This window comes from Candidatus Methanoperedens nitratireducens, from assembly GCF_000685155.1.
In the GTDB taxonomy this organism is placed as follows: domain Archaea; phylum Halobacteriota; class Methanosarcinia; order Methanosarcinales; family Methanoperedenaceae; genus Methanoperedens; species Methanoperedens nitratireducens.
In genome coordinates, this window is record NZ_JMIY01000008.1 from 100,838 (window position 1) to 122,409 (window position 21,572).

Sequence of the window (21,572 nt, forward strand, 5' to 3'; positions counted from 1 at the left end):
TTAGATGCTATTCTATTATATGGTATCTACGGCATCCTGAACCGCCTTGTTCAGATACCCATGTACGTCTGGCCATAAATCCTGTCCTTTCTCAGATAGTTATTCTCCCGCTATTTATATTATTAACTACTATTTCCTACTGTAGTGTCACTGAATTAATACCAGGTGCATTATCTCTAATTTAATGCAGCAGGATGTTAATTCAGTATTACTTTATTCACAACTGAATATTTATCCGTGCTACTATTATGTATAGAATGATGATGGTGAATAGGTAGAGATAAAGTGAGATGGCAGGTTGGGGGGTGGATCATCATTGTCAATGATCGTGCAGGTTGGGGGGTGGGTTTACTGTTTTATGTACCTGTGAGCTACTATTTTATAACGTGGGGTCAGGGGGTAGAGAAGATAACCCTACATGTAGTGTGGTAGTTCACATTATCTGCACCGTAAACAGCGATTATTCAGTCGTTGATAACTATATTAGCTTTTGAGATAATATAACCTTCAGCCTGGAGAATACGATAATGAGAACCATAACTCCATGCTTGAAGGTAAAAACAACGAAACTGGATTGATACAGAACAATGGTCAGCAGAATCGAAGTCTGTTTTAAAAAAGGAATGAGAGATGCACTCGGCGAGGGCATAAAAAAAAGAATAATCGAAGACCTGCATATAGAAGTGGAATCTATCAAAACAATTGATATCTACACATTTGATGCAGATCTCTTGCATGAGCAGATAAGACTTCTGGGGGAGGAGGTGTTTGCCGATCCCGTAATACAGATCTATTCAGACCGTCCTCTTGCAGATGATTTCTCATGGTTGATAGAGGTAGGATTTAAGCCTGGCGTTACGGATAATGTCGGTGCAACTGCAAAAAAAGCATCTGAGGATGTACTTAAAACCAGGCTAAAAGGAGTATATTTTTCAAGACAGTATCTTATCAAAGGGGACATTACAGAAGAGGAGACAAGGCAGATAGCAGGCGGTCTCCTTGCTAACAGTCTCATCGAGAGGTGGAAGATTACCAGCACAAGGGACTGGGATAAAGAAAAAGGTATACATCTTCCGCTTCCTGCTATCGGGGGAGAACATGTCCCCTCAGTCCTGACACTGGATTTGAATGTAAGTGATGGCGAATTAAAAGAAATAAGCAGGCAAAGGCTTCTTGCCCTGGATCTCTCTGAGATGAGAGCGATCCGTGGATATTTTGATAATGCTGATGTGAGAGCCATAAGGGAAGAACTTGGTCTTTTCCTGCCGACCGATGTGGAGATAGAAGTACTTGCCCAGACATGGTCTGAGCACTGCAAGCACAAGATATTCAACAGCCAGATAACATATACAGATGAAAACGGAACAAAAATTATTAACTCTCTTTTTAATACCTTTATAAAGCGGGCAACCCTGGAGATCAACAGACCATGGCTTGTCTCTGTTTTTACAGATAATGCAGGAGTGATCAGGTTCAATGATGACTACAACCTTGTGATGAAGGTTGAGACACACAATACGCCATCAGCCCTCGACCCTTACGGCGGCGCGATCACAGGTATAGTGGGTGTTAACCGCGATCCTCTCGGCACAGGTATGGGGGCAAGGCTGATCTTTAATACGGATGTTTTCTGCTTTGCCTCGCCGTTCTATAATGAGAGGCTTCCCCAGCGCCTTCTTCACCCCAAGAGGATATTTGAAGGCGTAAGACGTGGCGTTGAGCACGGCGGCAATAAGAGCGGAATCCCTACAGTGAACGGCTGTATCGTCTTTGATGATCGGTATCTTGGTAAACCTCTGGTATATTGCGGCACGGGCGGGATAATGCCGTCTGTAATTAATGGAAAGCCCTCCCATATTAAAGAGATCCACCCTGGCGACCTTATTGTTATGGTGGGAGGGCGTATCGGGAAAGATGGCATACATGGTGCTACTTTCTCATCTCTGGAATTAGATGAGGATTCCCCCGTAACCGCAGTCCAGATAGGAGACCCGATAACCCAGAAGAAGATGCTTGATTTTCTGCTTGAGGCAAGGGATATGGGGCTATATAATGCCATCACTGATAACGGCGCAGGAGGATTATCTTCATCAGTCGGGGAGATGGCGCAGCTATCGGGAGGCTGTCTAATAAACCTTGAGAGATGTCCCTTAAAATACGCAGGTCTTGATCCATGGGAGATACTGCTCTCAGAGTCACAGGAGAGGATGACGCTTGCTGTTTCCCATGAGAGAATAGATGAATTACTGAACCTTGCAAAAACCAGGGATGTAGAGGCAACGGTTATCGGAACCTTCACCGATAGCGGAAAATTTCATGCAATATACGGAGATAAGAGTGTAGCTTACCTTGATATGGATTTCATGCACAGGGGTCTTCCCACTATGAAACTTAATGCACGGTGGGAGACCAGGAGGTTTGAGAAGCCAGTTCCTGGAGATGTAGACTTGACTGCTGCACTTAAGACGCTTCTTTCGCGTCTGAATATCTGTTCAAAGGAGTATGTGATCCGGCAGTACGATCATGAGGTACAGGCAGGCTCAGTGATAAAACCACTTACAGGAGATGGGCCAAGTGATGCCGCGGTTATCAGGCCTCTGCTTGAGAGCATGGAAGGCGTTGTAGTTGCCAACGGTATCTGTCCGAGATACGGGGATGTCGATACATACCATATGACCGCATGTGCTATCGATGAGGCTATCCGCAACCATGTATCAGTGGGCGGCTCTTTAGATCATGTGGCAGGTCTTGATAACTTCTGCTGGTGCGATCCTGTTAAATCAGACAGGACCCCTGATGGAGAGTATAAACTTGCCCAGCTTGTGAGGGCGAACATGGCGCTGTATGATTATACAACAGCCTTCGGTGTACCATGCATATCTGGAAAGGACAGCATGAAGAACGATTACCAGATAGGAGGCAGGAAGATCTCAATCCCTCCAACTGTACTTTTCTCGACCATCGGAAAAATAGAGGATGTCAGGAAAGCCGTGACCATGGATGTCAAAAGACCTGATGACAGGGTTTACGTCCTCGGTATGACGAAGGATGAACTTGGAGGCTCAGAGTACTTTGCCTCGCTTGGATTTATCGGGAACGACGTGCCGAAGGTGGATGCTGTGTCGGCAAAAAGGCTCTATACAGCTCTTGAGAGAGCCATCCATGAGGGCACTGTAGCCTCATGCCATGATTGCTCAGATGGTGGCCTGGGTGTGGCACTGGCTGAGAGCGCATTTTCAGGAAATTCAGGCATGACTGTTGAATTGACAAAGGTGCCTGCCGAGAACATAAAGCGCGCAGATACTGCACTGTTCTCAGAGTCCCAGAGTCGCTTCGTGGTGACAGTGTCGCCAGATAAGGTAGGAAGATTCGAGGAGATCATGGAAGGGAATGTATTTGCGGATATCGGCGTGGTTACATGGCAGCAGAATTTTACGATAATGGACGGTGAGAAAGTGATCCTGAGCGCGGGGATCGATGAGCTCAAGGAAGCGTGGCAGAAGACGCTGCGGTGGTAAGGGTGGTAATTTTTCAATAAACTATTCTCTATCTATATTAGAGATAGTGAGCTATAAATAAGACTACATAGTAATGAGCATAATTGTGATTACGATATATCTTGATATGATACTGGAGTTACTTGAAGATTCCAGGTGGCATAATGTTAATGAGATTAAAAAGGAGATTATCCTGCCGCCACATACCTTAGATGAAATCCTCTACTTCCTGCATGAGCAGGCATTCATTGATAAAGAGCATGATGAGCTAAGAATAGCACCCCTGGGATTAAGACTGCTGGAGCTTCCATATTAGCTTCGGATCATTCCTCTATTATTCTATTATATATAATGAATATTATTCCTAATGCTGCTGCTACTGGAAGGGCGATGGTTGGGAATTCTGGTATTATATAAGTGGTGTCAGGATCCATGGCGCCCTCATCTTGAGCAACAATCGATCTCTGGTTACCTGAGGAGCCCTGGTCTGTTATGGTCAGGTTATATGATGTAGAAGGTGATAAGTTGGGGCCTTCTGTATAAATTTTGGTGTCAACATCAAAATAGTCATCTCTATGCTCAGTACTATTGTCTATCAATACAGCCTCTGTATCTGCTGTCGCCACAACCCCTGTCATTGCCATCATCTCTGCAAGAAATACAGTGATTGCTATTATTTTATTCTTAATCTTTAACTCCTCCAGTATTTATTACTACTATAGTTAATCAACATAAGCCTATAAGTAACTTCACGGAGTGGGACTATATGCTAAAGACACATAGGAATTATAGATGCATGAAAGTATTAATAAGAAATAAGTCGTAAGTGATACCTCAAATAAGAACGATTGATGAGATAATGGAACCTTACTTTCACCTCAAAGGCGCTTTCAAAACAAGCGCAGATGTATCCGCAGCATGCGCAGACATAGAGAGATTCATCGAAGAAGCAAAAGCGACCATCCTGCAAAAAGGTGTCCCGGCAGGAAGAGGCGCCAGGATCATAGGCTGGGATATCAAGGATAACAGCATATTTTTTGATATTGAATCTGATAGGTACCTGCGCGCCCACGATGCATTTATACGCCTCAGAAAACCGCTTGCAGGAGTGCTTGGTAAGAAATACAGGATCGGGATAAGAGGCATGGAAATAGAGGAGTTCATTGTTAAGTTACCTTCTGAGCAGGCACTGCGCCAGCACAAAATACCTTATGTCAGGGAAATAGATTTTAAAGATGGTATGATTACGCTCACACTCGATGTCGGGGAAGCAGAACTTGAGAAGAAGATCCCTGACAGGATAATCTCACTCATAGAGGATAAGATAGCTGCGCAGAGCTTTGGCGGAAAAGCTGAACACTGGAGCCTTCTATGGGAGAGCCCTAAAAAAGAGATGAAATTCAAGGGCGACCCGACCATTGAGGCCGAGAGGCGCGGCTGGATAAAGCATGGCGTAGGCAGGGGTCAGTGGATACACGGGCCGCAGATGACACAGATCTTCAGGACGTTTGAGCAGATCGTGCTTGAGGAGATAATCAGGCCACTTGGCTATATTGAGATGATATTCCCGAAGCTTGTTCCCTGGGAAGTATGGAAGCGCTCAGGTCATGCAAAGGGAATATACCCTGAGATATACTATGTCTGTCCCCCGAAGACAAGGGACCCGGCGTTCTGGGAGGAGGTTATGGACTACTACAAGGTCACTCTTGAAGTACCTCTTAACCTCATCTGGGAGAAAATCGATAAACCTCTTGGCGGTATGGCCTATGCCCAGTGCCCATCGTTCTGGCCATTCCTGCAGGGAAAGATTATTGCTGATGATTCTCTCCCCATCAAGGTATTTGACCGCTCAGGCACATCCCACAGGTACGAGAGCGGCGGCATACACGGCATGGAAAGGGTGGATGAGTTCCACAGGATAGAACTTGTTTTCATCGGTACGCCTGAGCAGGTCCTTTCCCACTCAAAGGATATGCAGGAGTGCTACAAGCATGTATTCAACGATATCCTTGATCTTGAGTGGAGGATGGCATGGGTTACACCGTGGTTCATGGCGCAGGAGGGGATGATCGGGCTTGCAGGGAGAGATGATGTTGGAACAATTGATTTTGAGGCACCGCTGCCCTACAGGGGCAAGGATGGGGAGTGGCTTGAGTTCCAGAACCTGAGCGTGAATGGCGATAAGTATCCCAGGGGCTTTAATGTGAAATCGCAGTCCGCAGAGGATGTGTGGAGCGGATGCTCTGGTATCGGTCTTGAGAGGTGGGCAAGCGTATTCCTTGCACAGAAGGGGTTTGAGCCTGAGGACTGGCCGGATAAGTTCAGGGATAAAATCGGAGAGATACCCAGGGGAATCAGGTTTATGTGATGACACAAAAACCTTAAAATAGCATCGCCTACAACTCTATAGCAGGGTGAGGTACCTTGCAGGAATATAAGCTTTTCATAAACGGAGAATGGGTAGAATCAAGCACAGGCGAGACTTTTGATGATTATAACCCCACAACTCTTGAGTTAATCGGAAAAATACAGAGAGCATCGCAGGATGACGTGCAGCGTGCTGCAGATAGCGCTGAAGATGCATTTGAGAGATGGAGCAGTACACCTCCTCCATACCGCGGCAAGATACTCTTTCAGGCAGCAAGGATGCTTGAGGAAAGAAAGGAAGAGCTTGCGCGCCTTATGACAATCGAGATGGGAAAGGTTCTGGATGAGACGCGGGGGGATGTCCAGGAAGCAATCGATATGACATACTATGCAGCAGGGGAAGGAAGACGTCTTTTAGGGGAGACAACACCGTCTGAACTTCCGAACAAATTCTGTCTTACGGTCAGAAGGCCCATAGGTGTAGTCGGGCTGATCACGCCCTGGAACTTCCCGCTTGCGATCCCTTCCTGGAAGATAATGCCTGCCCTGATCTGTGGGAATACAGCAGTATTTAAACCTGCAAGCGATACACCAATACTTGCCATAGAACTTGTGAAAATACTCACAGAGGCAGGGCTTCCAAAAGGCGTACTGAACCTTGTGACCGGGGATGGAAGCACTGTGGGCGGTGCGATTATCAGGAACAGGAAGATCCGCTCCATATCCTTCACAGGCTCACTTGAGACGGGTAAACTGGTAATGGGTGAGGCAAGCAGGGATATGAAAAGGGTCTCTCTTGAGCTTGGCGGGAAGAACCCGATCATTGTTATGGACGATGCTGACCTGAACCTTGCTGTAGACGGTATTCTGTGGGGAGCGTTCGGAACTGCAGGGCAGCGGTGCACTGCAGCAAGCCGCGTCATAGCGCATGAGAAGATACTGCCTCTCCTCCAGGAGAAACTTATCGAGAGAACAAAACAGCTTAAAATAGGCAACGGTCTTGATGAGGGTACCGACATCGGTCCTGTTATCAATAACTCACAGCTTCAGAAGATAGCAAAATATGTAGAGATAGGAAAGGATGAAGGTGCTAAACTGGTTCAGGGCGGAAGTATCATCAAGCCCCTGCCAGGCTACTTCTTTGAACCTACCATATTTACAGATGCAGCTTCTGATATGAAAATAGCACAGGATGAGATATTCGGCCCTGTTGTATCTTTAATCAGCGCCGGTAATCTTGATGAGGCAATACAGATCGCCAATTCCGTGGTATATGGGCTTTCATCCTCTATCTATACAGATAGCATTAATGACGCTTTCAGGGCAATTGAAAAAATAGAAGCAGGCATAACATACATCAACTCATCTACAATCGGAGCTGAGATCCACCTGCCGTTCGGGGGTGTGAAATCATCAGGAAACGGAGCCCGTGAAGCAGGTACAACAGCGATAGAGGAATTCACAGAATTGAAAACCGTTTATTTTGATTACAGTGGAAAGCTCCAGAAAGCACAGATAGATCTGGCGTATTAGGAGGGATAATGAGAACTATGAGAACTACAGGCCCAAAATCCAGGGATATCATAGGCAGGGATAATAAAGTCATATCACCGTCACTTACGCGGCTGTATGACCTGGTGGTTGACCATGCTGAGGGCTCGATCATATTCGATGTTGATGGCAACCGCTACATCGATTTTGCCGCAGGCGTGGCTGTAATGAATACAGGATACAGGTGCAAAGAGGTCATAGACGCTGTTAAAGAGCAGGCAGAGAGGACGTTCCACTGCGAGTTTTCAGATTTTTATGCAGAGATGCCGCTGAGACTGGCAGAGAAGCTCTGCGGGTTAACAGGGTATGAGAAGGTGTTTCTCTCAAACTCAGGAGCAGAGGCGGTAGAGGCTGCAATGAAGCTTGCATTCTGGCACACACGGAGAAACAGTATGATTGCATTCTACCATGCCTTCCATGGAAGAACGCTTGGTGCGCTATCTCTTACAAGCTCAAAAATACGGCATAAAGAGCATTTCCCTTCGCTTCGGGTCGTGCATTCCTACTACGCGTATTGCTATCGCTGCCCTTTTAATCTTGAATGCCCCCAGTGTGGTATAGCCTGCGCTAAAGAGATAGAACGCACCATACTCAAAAGAGAGCTATCACCGGAGGATACGGCTGCTATAGTAGTAGAACCAATACAGGGAGAGGGCGGGGTCATAGTCCCGCCGCCCGAATTCCACAAAGAGATTCGCAGGATATGCGATGAGAACAGCGTGCTGCTGATAGCCGATGAGATCCAGAGCGGTGGTTTCCGCACAGGTAAGTTCATGGCAATGGAGAATTTTAATGTAAAGGCTGATATCGTGTGCATGGCAAAGTCAATTGGCGGCGGGATGCCTCTTGGTGCTACGTTATCAACAGGCAAGATAATGAGCTGGCCATCCGGGGCGCATGGCAACACATTCGGGGGAAACCTGCTTGCCTCTGCTTCCGGGCTTGCAGCGCTTGAGTTCATGGAGAGCAATAAACTTGGAGATCAAGCGGTTGATAAAGGCGCATATATTATCAAGCGCCTGAATGAGCTCAAGGATCAATATCGGATAATCGGGGATGTGCGGGGCATGGGTCTTCTGATAGGTGTGGAACTCGTGGAGGAGAACAAAGACCCTGCTGTTGAGAAACGTGATCTGATCATTAAGAAGGCTTTTGAGGGTGGATTGATCATGCTTCCTGCAGGTGATTCTGTTATCAGGTTTGTACCGCCTCTGGTAATTTCTAAGGAGGAGATCGACTGCGGCTTTGAGATATTTGAGGATGCGCTCAAGGCCGTGGGAAAATAAGGAATAGCGAAGGAATCTATTAATATATCAAGATTATTAATGTATTCAGATTGGAAATGATCAGCACAGATTTTTTAAATTCAGAAATATTCGCATGGGTTATTCTGCCGATACTTATTTTTACTGCAAGGATTTTAGACGTTACTTTGGGGACAATACGCATAATTTTTATTTCAAGAGGCGAAAAATACCTTGCTCCACTGTTTGGGTTTTTTGAAATAATCATCTGGCTCTTTGCGCTCGGACAAATTATGCAAAATCTCACCAACATTGCCTATTATGTCGCTTATGCAGGAGGTTTTGCAATGGGAAATTTCGCAGGAATATATATTGAAAACAAAATGGCAATGGGTACACTGGTTGTCCGTATTATCACAAAAAAGGACACGAGCGAATTGATTAATTCGCTTAAATCTATTGGCTATGGGGTTACGAGCGTGGATGCTGAAGGAGCTACAGGCCAGGTAAAAATCGTTTTCACGATTATCAAACGCAAAGAGGTCAATAATGTTGTGGGCATAATTAAGAGATTTAATCCCAAGGCCTTTTTTTCTATAGAAGAGGTCAGATCAGCCAGTGAGGGCATATTTCCATCAACAAGATCCCATTATGGAAAAGACATTTTTAGTTCTTTCAGACTGAATCGACTCGGAAAATAAACTGCCTTTGATTTGATACTTCTCTTTTTTCAAAATATAGGAGTTTATAAACCGCAGATGAACGCGGATAAACGCAGATGCCTTTTTATAAATCTGCGTTATCCTGTTGATCCTGTTAATCTACATCCCCGGCACAAGCTCCACCTTGACCCAGCCAGGCTGACGCAGGTCGAAGGCTTTATAGGCCTCGATCGCCGATGTGAGAGGCTCGATCTGTGTCAGGAACCTCTCTGGATCAACTGAACCGCTGCGGATAAGATCAATGAGCATCGGGATATACTTTCGATGGTTGCAGTTCCCCATATTGATCTTGAGGTTCTTGCCCATAGCCTGGCCAATCGGGAAGAACCGGGCTGTTTCAGGATAAACGCCTATGATCGATAATGTTCCTGCTTTGGCCAGTGCCTCCACTCCCCACTGTAGTGCCTGGGAAGGTGCATCGCCAGGCTTCCAGACATCACCCTGCGGATGGGTTTCGGGCGCAACCTCCTTTACTTCCCGCTGGAACTCCCCAGCCTTCTGCTCTGCCTGCCTGACTGCAGGCCCCCTGTGCGGGTGCTCAGCCTCAACCCCGACTGCATCTATAGCACGGTCAACGCCTATTCCGCCTGTGAGGTGATGGATCACTTCGATTGGTTCCTCTTCTTCGAAATTGATCACCTCTGCCCCCAGTGATCTTGCCATATCAAGACGGGATGGAACCTCATCGACCGCCAGGACACGGCCTGCACCGAGGAGCATGGCGCTGATAATGGCGAACTGGCCTACAGGGCCGCATCCAAAGACAGCAACTGTATCGCCCGGATCGATCTCGGCCAGCCTTGCCCCGAAAAAGCCGGTCGGGAAGACATCGGATAGCATGATCGCCTGGTTATCACTTATCTCATCTGGCAGCTTAACAAGCCCGACGTTGGCGTAGGGAATGCGGGCTTTCTCAGCCTGAAGACCGTTGAAAGGTCCCGTATCCTTCGGCCCTCCAAAGTAGGCAGTACCTGCCAGCGGTCCGTTCGGGTTGGCATTATCGCACTGGGAGAAAAAGCCAGCGCGGCAGTAGGTGCAGTATCCACAACTGATGGTAGACGGGATAACGACCCTGTCGCCGACCCTCATGTTCCGCACCTCAGGCCCGATCTGCTCGACTATTCCTACACCCTCGTGTCCCATGATCGTGCCTGGCTGCATCCCTGGCGTTGTGCCACGGACCATATGCAGGTCAGTTCCACAGATGGAAGAAGCCGTGAGGCGCACGATGGCATCATTTGGCTGCTCGATCTGCGGCTCAGGCATATCCTCCAGGCGGATATCGCCAATACCATGAAAAACAACAGCTTTCATAATTCACTCCCCTTATCTTTCTTATTTTGATTTGTTTTCATACTTTACCCCCATATCTCCTTTTAATCTATTCTGTACTTCACCCTCTAAAATTAATCTTTGCTCTGTTTTACATATATAACTTGCGCTGCTTTCAGATGTGGAAGTAGTTGCAGAAGTGATTAATTCCAAGTGCTTATATAAACAGTCGAACTAAATAGCACACCATGTCTGGAAATACCTTCGGCACACTCTTTCGCATAACAACATGGGGTGAGAGCCATGGCTATGGAGCGGGCGTGGTGATAGACGGCTGCCCGGCAGGTCTTCCACTCAATGAGGCAGATATCCAGAAAGAACTTGACCGCCGCCGTCCGGGCCAGAGTGATATAACCACACCAAGGAAAGAGGAGGATAAAGCAGAGATCTTATCAGGGGTATTCTCAGGAAAGACCACAGGCGCGCCAATATCGATAATGGTCAAAAATAAGGATGTTGACTCAAGTAAATACGAAGAGCTTAAGAGTACACCGCGCCCGGGACATGCTGATCTGACCTATGAGTTAAAATACGGCTTTCGTGACTTCAGGGGAGGGGGAAGGTCATCCGCCAGGGAGACGATAGGCCGTGTAGCCGCCGGTGCAGTTGCAAAGAAGATCCTCGCCCGCTTCGGTGTTGAGGTACTTGGCCATGTGGTTGAGCTTGGAGGTATTCGCGCAAGACCTGTTAGCATAGAAGAGATCCGTGAGAATACAGAGAAAAACCCGATCAGGTGCGCAGATCCCGGGGCGGCAGGAGAGATGCAGACCGTGGTTCACATGGCGAGAAGCGAAGGTGACAGCGTGGGCGGGATAGTTGAGATACTTGCTCATGGTGTTCCCGCCGGCGTGGGTGAACCTGTATTCGATAAGCTCAGCGCAGAACTTGCAAAGGGGCTAATGAGCATAGGCGCAGTAAAAGGCGTTGAGATCGGGGCGGGATTCAGATCCGCACTCATGAGAGGCAGCCAGATGAATGATCCGATTATTCTTCAGGAATCCACGTATGCCAGCAGGCATACGTGTGTGCGTCCTCCCGAGACGCAACTCGGGATGAATGACCCAATTACTCTTCAGGAATCCACGTATGATGGAAAGATAGGCATGCTTACCAACAATGCTGGCGGGATTCTTGGAGGTATCAGCAATGGTGAGACGGTCGTATGCAGGATAGCAGTTAAACCCACGCCTTCGATCTCAAAGGAGCAGTGCACTGTTGATATGAGCAATATGAAAGAGACAAAAATAAAAATAAAGGGGCGTCATGACCCTACGATTCCGCCGCGCATAGTTCCCGTGGCAGAGGCCATGGTTGCGCTTGTGCTTGTCGACCAGATGATGAGGGGTGGGTTTATTAATACTTCAACTATCGGAGAGAAGTAAGGCCATGAAATTCAATCCTGATGAAATTAAAGAAGCAACAAGAGCGGATTTTGACACTGCATGGAATGAAGGAAGAAAATACATATCCAGTCCTGGAGTCAATGAAAAATACCCGCGATACGCGTTAAGATACGGTAAACCTCATCCTGTCTTTGATACAATCCAGCGCCTGCGCGAAGCATATATGAGGCTGGGTTTTGAAGAGGTCATGAACCCGATCATTGTAGAGGACAGGGATATACATAAGCAATTCGGATATGAAGCGCTTGCTGTTCTTGATCGCTGCTTCTATACAGGCGGTCTTCCAAGACCCAATGTCGGGATCTCAGATGAGAGGATAGGAAAGATAAAAAGCATCCTTGGAGATCTGGATGATGAAAGGATTGAGAGGATAAGGCAGATACTTCATTCATACAAGAAAGGAGAGATCGAAGGGGATGATCTGGTTCCTGAGATGGCGGCCAGGCTGGAAGTATCTGATTCAAGGGTCGCTGTGATGATCGACCGTGTATTTCCTGAATTCAAGTCCATTGTCCCTGTGTGCTCTCAGAACACGCTTAGAAGCCATATGACCTCCGGGTGGTTCATAAGCCTTGGAGCGATGTGTGATTACCGCACAACACCCCTTAAGCTCTTTTCTGTAGACAGGTGCTTCCGCCGCGAGCAGGCCGAGGATGCCACGCGCCTTATGGCATATTATTCTGCATCCTGCGTCATAATGGATGAGGATGTCAGCATCGAGGATGGAAAAGCCGTAGCGTCAGGACTACTTTCTCAATTCGGTTTTTCTAATTTCAATTTCAGGCCCGATGATAAGAGGAGCAAGTACTATGTTCCAGATACCCAGATCGAGGTCTTTGCCTACCACCCTAAACTTGTGGGTTCAAGGACTAAATACAGGGACGGCTGGGTAGAGGTAGCTACGTTCGGGATATACTCTCCATCCGCGCTTTCACAATACAATATACCTTACCCTGTGATGAATCTGGGGATGGGTGTTGAGCGCCTTGCCATGATACTGCATGATTCAACAGATATACGCGCGCTGACGTATCCGCAGTTCCAGTACAGGATTAACTGGGTTATGTCTGATAGCGATATCGCAGCAATGGTATACGTAGATGATACTCCTGCAACACAGACAGGGCGGGAGATACAGAGCGCCATTGCAATGGCCTGCGAACAACATGGAGATACCCCTAGCCCGTGCGGGTTCACTGCATGGGAGGGGCGGTTATTTGATAAAAATATAAGGGTAAAGGTCGTGGAGCCGGAAGAGAATACAAAGCTTTGCGGTCCTGCTGCGATGAACGAGATCATTTCCTACAAAAACGATGTCCTGGGATTACCCAGGATTCCCAGATGGGACGATGCATTCAGGAATGGTGTGAGCACAGGCATCAGATATATAGATGCATTCGCTGCACGCTGCGCCAGAGAGATAGAGGATGCAGCACAAAAGGGCAGCGATTGTGAGATCAGGGTGAGGATAATTAAGGTCCCCTCTGAGATAAATATCAGGCTTGATCCTGTTGCACAGCTTTATATAACCGGGAACAAGAAAAAGATAGATATACGGGGACCTGTCTTTACAACTGTGAGAATGGAGATTATTTAAATAATTACTGATAAAGTATCGATGATGAAACTGAAAGCTGAGCCTTATACCCTGAGATTGCGTCCGGATGTCCAGAAATCCGAGCAGGCACTGCGCCGCAATTTAAATCTTCTATGGTGCAGTGGTGTGCTATTTAATGTTCTTGCGTTTAAGAACATGGCAAATAAAGTCGAATTTGATGCTGTTCTCTGGAACGATGAGGCGATATTATTTATTGAGTATAAGGATTCCCCGTCCATGTACAAAAACATGGAGGCAAAGCGAGCGCAGCAAATAAAAGGGTACTCAAGAAACATTGCCAGAGCGTTTGGTTTTCAGAAATATAATTTTATCATTGTGGTCAACGGTCTTGAGCAAAGGGTGGAGAAAGGGAGCGCTGCAGTGATACCGCTTAATGAACTTATCAATTACGTACCCGGGTTCGAATCATCACTCGAAGAACTTGATTATATTGATTGGCTTTTAAGTAAATATAACCGACAGGAGAATCCGGTTGAGTTTACTAAGGAACTTGTATTAAAAGAGTTGAAGATATTGAGAGATAAGATCAAGCAGATAAATAAATAATATGAAGCAATCAGGATATGCCTGTGCCTACGGGGCAGGGACGATAATCAATGCGATAGCTACATGGAAAGGGGCAGCTTTTGGCATTGATCTGAGAACAGAGGCAGAGGTTATACTGACAGATTCTAAAAAGATCCAGGGATATATAGAAGGGGGAGGGGATACCTCTCTTATCGAGCGCTGTGTTGAACTTATTCTTCTGCGGTTTGGCGCAGGATTCGGAGCAGAGGTCACAACAAAAAGCGAGGTACCTATATCAAGCGGACTTAAAAGCTCAAGCGCAGCCGCAAACGCAGCAGTGCTTGCAACCCTTGATGCGCTCGGTGAAAAGCTTGAACCGATTGAGGCTGTAAGAATCGGAGTTCAGGCTGCACTTGATTCAAAAGTTACAATTACCGGTGCTTTCGACGATGCATGTGCTTCTATGCTTGGTGGATTTGTAATCACCGATAACAGGAAAAAGGAACTTATCAAAAGAGTGGAGCGCGATTTTGAGGTACTTATCCTGGCGCCAGAACAAAAAAAGCCTTCACCAGCCAGCGTTGCACGCTCAAGATTTATCGCACCCTGGGTTGATCTTGCTTATAGAGAAGCCATCTCTGGAAATTATGAGAGAGCTATGACATTGAATGGTTTCTTATACTGCGCAGCACTTGGCTTCAGTACAGAGCCCATGATGGCCGCACTTGAGCTGGGTATCGAGGGCACAGGCCTATCAGGCACAGGGCCTGCATATACCGCGATCGGGAATCCTGACCTGCTCGATCAGCTTGAGCCTGTATGGCGCGGGATGGGCGGAAAGGTGATAAGGACCAAGGTAAATAATACAGGTGTGAATAACGGTGTAAAAACATGCAGTTAAAAGAGGTCAGAGGAAAAATCCAGAAAATTGATGAGGAACTGCTCTGTCTTATCGAAAAAAGGACAAATCTGGCAAAGGAAGTGCTTGATGCAAAGAGAGCCGAGGGAAAGACGATTAATGATGTTGAGCAGAATAAAGTAGTGCTGGACAGGGTGACGAATGCGGCAACAGAACGCGGGCTTGATGGTGAGCAGGTGAAGAAGATTTTTGAGATACTTATCAACATGAATATAGAGCGGCAGCATGAACTGAGCGGGGAAGGGAATTTACCCTAATGAGATGTTAGTTAAGATACCGGCTTATAGAATAATACAACCCTGTATTCTCCAGGCTGACCATTCATCTTCCTGTAGAGCAGGTAATCCAGCGTAAAATCTGCTGGTTTAAACCAGTACCACGACATCTTTGCACTGTCGAGTCTATCATAATCGCTTCTAAGACGGCGCTGGACAATATCTGCTTCAGACTCATTCCCATCGGTATCATGTACCACAATCAGAGGGGCATTGAGCTCAGAATCAAGTTTCACCCTCCATTTAACATTATCGTAGTGGCGCAGATACCACAGGAACTGTGTCTCCATCTGATCATCGGTAACCTGGATCTCGGTTGACTGGTTCGTGTACTGGGAGGACACCTCGGATATTTTACCAAGGAGTTCAGAAAACCTCTGGGGAGGCTGTGCCGCCTGGATCAGGGGTTCTGCAGGGTTGGTGTAGTTATAGTAATTCAGGAAAACACTTGAATGCACAAAATAAAACAGAATCATAGAGATCAGAATAACTGCAGCCGTCCCGTTTCTGGAATTTAATTTTAATCGGGGCATAAGTTCACCCAGGTACGCGGCTGCAATTATAGTAAGAGGCAGAAGCGGGTTCAGAACCAGCCAGGGAACCTTCTCCTGAAGATAAGAATAGACTATCAGGTTGGTCATAGCCCAGTATATAAGAAAGATCATGAAAAGATTATTTCTCTTATAATAATAAGCAATCCCGGCAAACCCGAATATAAGAGCAGGAAGTTCATAGAGCGCAAGTATCGGTAAATAGAAATACATAGGACCGCCAATACGCTTTATCGAGTGCATCTCATACCAGTGCGAGAAGGCTTTTTCAATAGCTGTCCATATGCCAGAGAGATCAAGGGCCTTCCCTGTATAAAAGAGCGAAAAAACGATAAGGAAGACCATAATTAAAAAAAACCCTTCAGCAACTGTAATTAAGGCTCTTTTATCATGTCCTCTTAGCTTCTCTATCAGACCTTTATACCATCTCTCCCTGATAAAGAGCAGGAAAAGGAAGAATACGACCAGCGCTATTGAGATATATGCATTCTCCTTAAGCGCTGCCATAGATGCAAGCGACAGCCCTACCACAAAAAGATAAAAGCCCCTCATGACGGGGGAATTATTTTCAGTATAACTCTCTGCATATTTGACAGCACATACAAACGCAAGCAGTGTAAAGAAAGAGATAAAGATATCCTCCCTGTAGAACCGCGAGTAATAAAGAAACGAAGGCGAGAATGCAAAAAAGAATGCGGCAAGTACCATTCCGCGCTCTCCTGTATATTTTCTTAAAGGAATTAATAGAAAGAGCATAGAAGCTCCAAGAAGCGCAGGGAGCAGGCGGGCTGAGTATATGCTGTCCCCGAAGAGCCTGAACACGCCGGCTGTAGCATAGTACATGAAAGGGCCGTGGAATGCGGGGTTGTAGGAATATATACCATCGTTGAATAATTTATATGTGAAGTAACCCACTGCCGCTTCATCATGATGAAAAACCCTCAGATCGAGCTGGTAGAGCCTGAGGAAAAAAGCAGAAGCAACTATGAGAATAAAACCAAGGTATAAAGCAAAGTCTTTTTTATTCATCAGCATATCATAGTCTAAACATACTCATAGCATTTATGGTTTAAAGGAGCACTCAATTCATGCCAAAAATCAGGGTCAGGCTTTTTGCTAATCTCAGAGAATATACAGGGACAAAAGAGCTTGAGCTGGAAGGTAATACTATTAAAGAAATACTTGAAATACTCTGTAAAAGATTTCCAGGGTTGAGGAATATGCTCTTCAATGGTAATAGTTTGCAGCCGTATATCAATGTTTTTTTAAACGGCAGGGATATCATAGAATCAGGAGGATTAGGGACACCCGTGCACTCAGATGATGAGATTGCGATCTTTCCTCCGGTATCGGGTGGTTAATGTTCAAATGTTTAAAAAAAGAATAAACGCAGATAAGGCAAAAGAACTATTCTCAGGTGTGATTATACCTGTTTCTGATCCAGAGCTTTTGCCGATTAAGGATTGCGATGGCAGGATCAATGCTTTCGATGTAGTTGCAGGTGTGGATGTACCGCATTATCGACGTGCTGCCATGGATGGCTTTGCTGTGAGGGCATCTGATACCCTCGGCGCAGGCAGCAATTCCCCCGTTATCCTCACAGCGGGGACAGGAGTTGAGAGAGGGACCTGTGTCATGGTGCATACAGGTTCACCCCTGCCCGAAGGCGCAGATGCCGTCGTAATGGTGGAAGATACAGTTATGCATGGCGACAGTGTTGAAGTATTTACCCAGGTACATCCCTTAAAGAACGTAGGAGAGATCGGGGAGGATATTCAAAAGGGCGAAGTTATTTTAAAGAAAGGGCACAGGCTGCGGCCGTGCGATATCGCTGTTATGGCATCCCTTGGTATCAGGGATATAGAGGTATTCAGGAAGCCCCTTGTGGCAATAATCCCGACAGGCGAGGAACTAGTTCCAAGAGGAAAGGAGAGCCTAAAAGAGGGCGAGATCTATGAGACCAATGGATTGATGGCTGCACTGTATATCGAGAGATGGGGTGGAACTCCAAGGCTTCTTGATATTGTGACAGACTCACCTCCCAGGATAAAAGATGCAATTATATCGAACCTTGATGCAGATATGATTATAATCAGCGGCGGGACATCGGTGGGAAGAAGGGATTATGTCCCCGGGATTGTTGAATCTACAGGGACGCTGCTTGTCCACGGCGTAGGCATAAGTCCTGGTAAGCCAACAGCACTTGGTATTATCAACAGCAAGCCTGTGGTGTGCATGCCTGGCTACCCAGTTGCAGGTATCGTTGCGCTTTACTGGTTTGCGCGGCCAGCACTTCGAAAGCTTGGGAACCTGCCTGATGAGCCTGACAGGATTGTTCGTGCTGTATTATCTGATAAGATAGCATCAAGAGCAGGATACAAGACATTTGCCCGTGTTAAGATCAATAATGGCAAAGCAATACCTCTTGCGACCTCAGGTGCCGGTATACTGAGCTCTGTTTCTAAAGCTGATGGTTTTGTGATCATACCTGAGAATATAGAGGGATTGAGTGCAGGTGAAGAGGTTGATGTGGTACTGATTGAGTGATCGTAATCATAATATAACCGCCTTTCCTGCTTCCACCTTTACTATTATAGAGCTCCAGTTAGCAGCCGCCCTCCTGAATACTGCAGGAGAATCCCGCATCATTGCCCTCTGGACCGGGTCGTAGTATTCAAGAAGCCATGTCTCATTGCTAAAGGAGGCATTGACGGCGGATGTATAAGCCCTCCACCTGAACATCTTTATCTGCGGCAGTTCCCCTGCGGCGTCGAGTGCAGCATCCAGGTTCTCTCCATCATCTCCATCAGGTCCAATATTCAGGCGCAAAAGGGTTTCATTATATTGAGAGGTTCTGGTAAGCCCATTGTACTGGTATATTGCCAGCTTATCTTCTGATTCCTTGAGGACATACCAGTCAAACGGATTGCTGGTAGGATAGGCATTTATATTTACACTCTGCAAAAAATCCTCTGCGCTGGCTTTTTCAACAATCCTGACAGTCCCCAGGATTGCGAATATTACGAGGAATACAACTAAAAATTTGGTTATTGTATTCGTCTGAAGAGGTTTTTTAAATAAATATATTATAATGGCAAGGCTCAGTATCGTAAGATAGATATCCGTGTAAAAGAACACCTCGGCAGACCACCTTGCAGTATCAAGCGGATAAAGAAGCGGGATACCTTTTGTGGTAAAGTAATCCAGGAGGAGGTGGATTATCACTCCTGCGTATGCAAATACCGCCATGCGGTATGAGATCGTGGGTCTGAAATCAATGAACCTGCTGACTTTAGCCTTAACCCTGGTGCGGGAAGCAAGATAAAGTATTATAATGCCTGTGAAAAACCCGAAGAGCAGGGAATGGGTTATACCGCGGTGCGTGATTAGAAAGAAAGTTGGGTACAGGTAGTTAATCCACAGGATAAATACATCAAAATCAGGAGCTAATCCACCAAGAACAAGGGCAGTAACCTCTTCTTTGTTTCGCTTAAATAACTTCCCGATCAGGTATGGCAGCAGGGCATGGGAGAAAATATCCATTATGTTCCTCCTACAATTCTATCAGTTTTATCAGTTCCTGCTATAAACCATACCATGCCTGCAAGCACTATCAGACCCCCGAGCAGGTACATGACCCTGAAACCGAAAAATTGCAGCACCACTCCTAAAAGAATGGAGCCTGCACCAATACCAAGGTCAAAGGCTGAGCTAAAGGTACCCATAGCAGCACCGCGTCCGCGCTCACCCACACGGTCAACAAGAAGGGCCATTACAGCGGGATGCACCAGTCCAAAACCCAGCCCATACAGCAGGGCTGCGGCAAGGAAGCTCCAGAGCGGGTTCGCTAGCGAGAGCACCCAGAGGCCAAGAGTGATTAAGACCATACCGGGTACAATAACAAATTTCCTTCCTTTAACATCAGAGAGCTTACCTGCAATGGCCCTGATGAGAAGCAGTGTTACCGCAAATACTGTGAAAAATATGCCCGGATTGGCTATACCCTCATCCTGCGCAAAAAGAGGCAGAAAAGATACGATCGAGCCGTATGTTAGTGTAATCGTGAACATTAAAGCAGAGGGAAAAAACGCCTCTTTGCTAAAAAGCGGAGTTTTTGGATGCACAACAACGGTCTCAGATACAGGTATTACCAGTAAAAGAGACACAAATGCTATGGCAGCACCTGCTGCGAAGAGCCTCGGGAAATCAGGGAAACCAGAGGCATATAATAACGAGAAACTCACAATCGGGCCTATCGCCAGAGCAATATTTGCAGACATTCCGAAAATACCCATGGCTTCGCCCCTTCGTTGCAGGGGTGCGATATCAGCTATCAGGGTACTTGCAGCAGTGGTGGCTGCACCCCAGCCGATGCCGTGAAGCACCCTCAGAAGAAGCAGAGAGGCAACGCTCGTAGTATAATTATAGAGCAACATGGATACAAAGAATACAAGCAAACCTGCTATGAGTATGCTCTTCCTGCCTCGCCTGTCAACCTCCCGACCGATGAAAGGACGCAGGAATACGGCAGCGATCGTAAACACCCCGATGATAAGACCTATCTCTGATTTTGAGCCCCCGAGTTTTACAATATAAATAGGCAGCGTGACAAGCAGGAAATAGAAGCTTGTGAATACGGCAACGGTGGAGAGGCTGGTCAGGATAAAATTTCTGGTAAAGAGTTTCTCATCTTGCATAGGTTTTTCTATACCCATAGAGAGGGCTTCAACTTAATACTTCTTTTTATGCCAGTTAATATTTCAGCTACAAAGGCTACTTTGGCAGTACATTCTGCATTATTTGCATGGCTCTTGCGCTAACATAATACTTATTAAATTGACCCCCTTTCTCAATTTCAACAATTCCGTCTGCTTGCAGGTATTCAATGCACTGTGTTACAGCCGGGCCTGAAATCCCAATCGCATTTGATAAATCTTTTCTCGATGCACCCGGACGCTCTATCAGAACCTCGATTATCCTTCTGGATGCATCCTGTTTAAGATACTGGAGCACCTTCTTTTCATCATCACTGAATTTAATAGGATTCTCAAAATACTTTATATAACTCCTGTTTTTATACGGTCTAATATTCTTGTGCATTTTCAAAATTTTGAGGTGGTAGCTTAAAGTTCCCCTATTTACACCTGTTTCTTTTGAGATAACATTAAAGCTCGCTCCAGGATTTCTTTTAATGTAATCAAGGATTTTTAAGCGGGTGCTATTGCTCAAGATGTTATTATCCGTAATAGCTTTATAGCCAAGATACGTGAGGCTTTTAGCAGCAGCAAGAGTCTCAACTGGCATTATGCTTATTTGTCCTATAATAATTAAAAACTGGAACTGCCACCAGCTAACAGGTACTGGATCGTGTCTTTCTCCCCTTGCCGGAACTTTATAGCCTGATTCAACAATGATATCATCATTTGCTGCAATCGCAGGTAGGATTAACAACAAAATTAAAAATATAGCAATAGTGAGGAAGTTTTGTTTCATTACCGCACTATTATTTAATGCTGTTAAGTTATACTATAGTTTAGCACTTTTGGTAGTCATAAATATTACGGTGAAAATCTATTAAAATACTTT

Annotated in this window: 19 protein-coding genes; 13 read left to right on the forward strand and 6 right to left on the reverse strand. The window is 46.1% G+C overall.

Going from position 1 to position 21,572, the window contains the following annotated elements; translation table 11 throughout:
• Positions 1 to 587 precede the first annotated feature (587 nt).
• Complete coding sequence (purL, locus tag ANME2D_RS16155; protein WP_048094002.1) at positions 588 to 3,518, forward strand: phosphoribosylformylglycinamidine synthase subunit PurL; 2,931 nt, start codon at positions 588 to 590, stop codon at positions 3,516 to 3,518.
• Between the two features lie 73 nt (positions 3,519 to 3,591).
• A complete protein-coding gene (locus tag ANME2D_RS16160; RefSeq protein ID WP_048094003.1) occupies positions 3,592 to 3,813 on the forward strand; it encodes a hypothetical protein in 222 nt (73 codons plus the stop codon).
• A gap of 7 nt (positions 3,814 to 3,820) precedes the next feature.
• Here ANME2D_RS16160 and ANME2D_RS16165 read toward each other — a convergent pair whose 3' ends face one another.
• Positions 3,821 to 4,144: a PEF-CTERM sorting domain-containing protein gene (locus tag ANME2D_RS16165; RefSeq protein WP_081810353.1), complete on the reverse strand. Its 324-nt coding sequence runs from the start codon at positions 4,142 to 4,144 to the stop codon at positions 3,821 to 3,823.
• A 179-nt stretch (positions 4,145 to 4,323) separates the two neighbouring features.
• Here ANME2D_RS16165 and ANME2D_RS16170 point away from each other — a divergent pair, with 179 nt between their 5' ends.
• Genes ANME2D_RS16170 through ANME2D_RS16185 form a run of 4 tightly spaced genes read left to right on the forward strand, consistent with a single transcriptional unit; the run spans position 4,324 to position 9,360 of the window.
• Entirely contained in the window at positions 4,324 to 5,865 is a 1,542-nt protein-coding gene (locus tag ANME2D_RS16170) for a serine--tRNA ligase (protein WP_320408826.1), read from the forward strand.
• Positions 5,866 to 5,921: 56 nt separating this feature from the next.
• On the forward strand, positions 5,922 to 7,397 hold the full coding sequence (locus ANME2D_RS16175) for an aldehyde dehydrogenase family protein (RefSeq protein ID WP_048094006.1): 1,476 nt from the start codon (positions 5,922 to 5,924) through the stop codon (positions 7,395 to 7,397).
• 8 nt (positions 7,398 to 7,405) lie between these two features.
• Complete coding sequence (locus ANME2D_RS16180) at positions 7,406 to 8,701, forward strand: aminotransferase class III-fold pyridoxal phosphate-dependent enzyme (RefSeq protein ID WP_048094007.1); 1,296 nt, start codon at positions 7,406 to 7,408, stop codon at positions 8,699 to 8,701.
• A 56-nt stretch (positions 8,702 to 8,757) separates the two neighbouring features.
• The gene (locus tag ANME2D_RS16185; protein ID WP_048094008.1) at positions 8,758 to 9,360 is read left to right on the forward strand and encodes a DUF2179 domain-containing protein; all 603 of its coding nucleotides are present in this window, start codon (positions 8,758 to 8,760) and stop codon (positions 9,358 to 9,360) included.
• 120 nt (positions 9,361 to 9,480) lie between these two features.
• On the opposite strand, the gene ANME2D_RS16190 is transcribed toward ANME2D_RS16185, so the two are convergent.
• A complete protein-coding gene (locus ANME2D_RS16190; RefSeq protein WP_048094009.1) occupies positions 9,481 to 10,695 on the reverse strand; it encodes a zinc-dependent alcohol dehydrogenase in 1,215 nt (404 codons plus the stop codon).
• Positions 10,696 to 10,901: 206 nt separating this feature from the next.
• Here ANME2D_RS16190 and aroC point away from each other — a divergent pair, with 206 nt between their 5' ends.
• Genes aroC through ANME2D_RS16215 form a run of 5 tightly spaced genes read left to right on the forward strand, consistent with a single transcriptional unit; the run spans position 10,902 to position 15,417 of the window.
• A complete protein-coding gene (gene aroC / locus ANME2D_RS16195) occupies positions 10,902 to 12,095 on the forward strand; it encodes a chorismate synthase (RefSeq protein ID WP_048094010.1) in 1,194 nt (397 codons plus the stop codon).
• Positions 12,096 to 12,099: 4 nt separating this feature from the next.
• Positions 12,100 to 13,713, forward strand: coding sequence for an O-phosphoserine--tRNA ligase (gene sepS / locus ANME2D_RS16200; protein ID WP_048094011.1), 1,614 nt, complete (start codon positions 12,100 to 12,102; stop codon positions 13,711 to 13,713).
• 21 nt (positions 13,714 to 13,734) lie between these two features.
• Positions 13,735 to 14,280 carry a hypothetical protein gene (locus tag ANME2D_RS16205; RefSeq protein WP_048094012.1) on the forward strand — a complete coding sequence of 182 codons (546 nt, stop codon included), beginning with the start codon at positions 13,735 to 13,737 and terminating at the stop codon, positions 14,278 to 14,280.
• A 1-nt stretch (position 14,281) separates the two neighbouring features.
• On the forward strand, positions 14,282 to 15,142 hold the full coding sequence (locus ANME2D_RS16210) for a shikimate kinase (protein WP_048094013.1): 861 nt from the start codon (positions 14,282 to 14,284) through the stop codon (positions 15,140 to 15,142).
• Positions 15,133 to 15,417 (forward strand): chorismate mutase, encoded by a 285-nt coding sequence (locus ANME2D_RS16215; RefSeq protein ID WP_048094014.1) that lies wholly within the window; start codon positions 15,133 to 15,135, stop codon positions 15,415 to 15,417. Before ANME2D_RS16210 ends, ANME2D_RS16215 begins: the two co-directional genes overlap by 10 nt.
• Positions 15,418 to 15,428: 11 nt before the next feature.
• Here ANME2D_RS16215 and ANME2D_RS16220 read toward each other — a convergent pair whose 3' ends face one another.
• Positions 15,429 to 17,021, reverse strand: a complete 1,593-nt coding sequence (locus ANME2D_RS16220) for a flippase activity-associated protein Agl23 (protein WP_081810355.1) — start codon at positions 17,019 to 17,021, stop codon at positions 15,429 to 15,431.
• A gap of 53 nt (positions 17,022 to 17,074) precedes the next feature.
• Here ANME2D_RS16220 and ANME2D_RS16225 point away from each other — a divergent pair, with 53 nt between their 5' ends.
• Both ANME2D_RS16225 and ANME2D_RS16230 read left to right on the forward strand, forming a co-directional pair.
• A complete protein-coding gene (locus ANME2D_RS16225) occupies positions 17,075 to 17,347 on the forward strand; it encodes a ubiquitin-like small modifier protein 1 (protein WP_048094015.1) in 273 nt (90 codons plus the stop codon).
• A gap of 7 nt (positions 17,348 to 17,354) precedes the next feature.
• Complete coding sequence (locus tag ANME2D_RS16230) at positions 17,355 to 18,533, forward strand: molybdopterin molybdotransferase MoeA (RefSeq protein WP_241763393.1); 1,179 nt, start codon at positions 17,355 to 17,357, stop codon at positions 18,531 to 18,533.
• A 6-nt stretch (positions 18,534 to 18,539) separates the two neighbouring features.
• Here ANME2D_RS16230 and ANME2D_RS16235 read toward each other — a convergent pair whose 3' ends face one another.
• The 3 genes from ANME2D_RS16235 to ANME2D_RS16245 form a co-directional block, all read right to left on the reverse strand.
• The gene (locus ANME2D_RS16235; RefSeq protein WP_048094017.1) at positions 18,540 to 19,529 is read right to left on the reverse strand and encodes a metal-dependent hydrolase; all 990 of its coding nucleotides are present in this window, start codon (positions 19,527 to 19,529) and stop codon (positions 18,540 to 18,542) included.
• A complete protein-coding gene (locus tag ANME2D_RS16240) occupies positions 19,529 to 20,683 on the reverse strand; it encodes an MFS transporter (RefSeq protein ID WP_048094041.1) in 1,155 nt (384 codons plus the stop codon). Before ANME2D_RS16240 ends, ANME2D_RS16235 begins: the two co-directional genes overlap by 1 nt.
• 76 nt (positions 20,684 to 20,759) lie before the next feature.
• Complete coding sequence (locus ANME2D_RS16245; protein ID WP_206741781.1) at positions 20,760 to 21,437, reverse strand: winged helix-turn-helix transcriptional regulator; 678 nt, start codon at positions 21,435 to 21,437, stop codon at positions 20,760 to 20,762.
• Positions 21,438 to 21,572 lie beyond the last annotated feature (135 nt).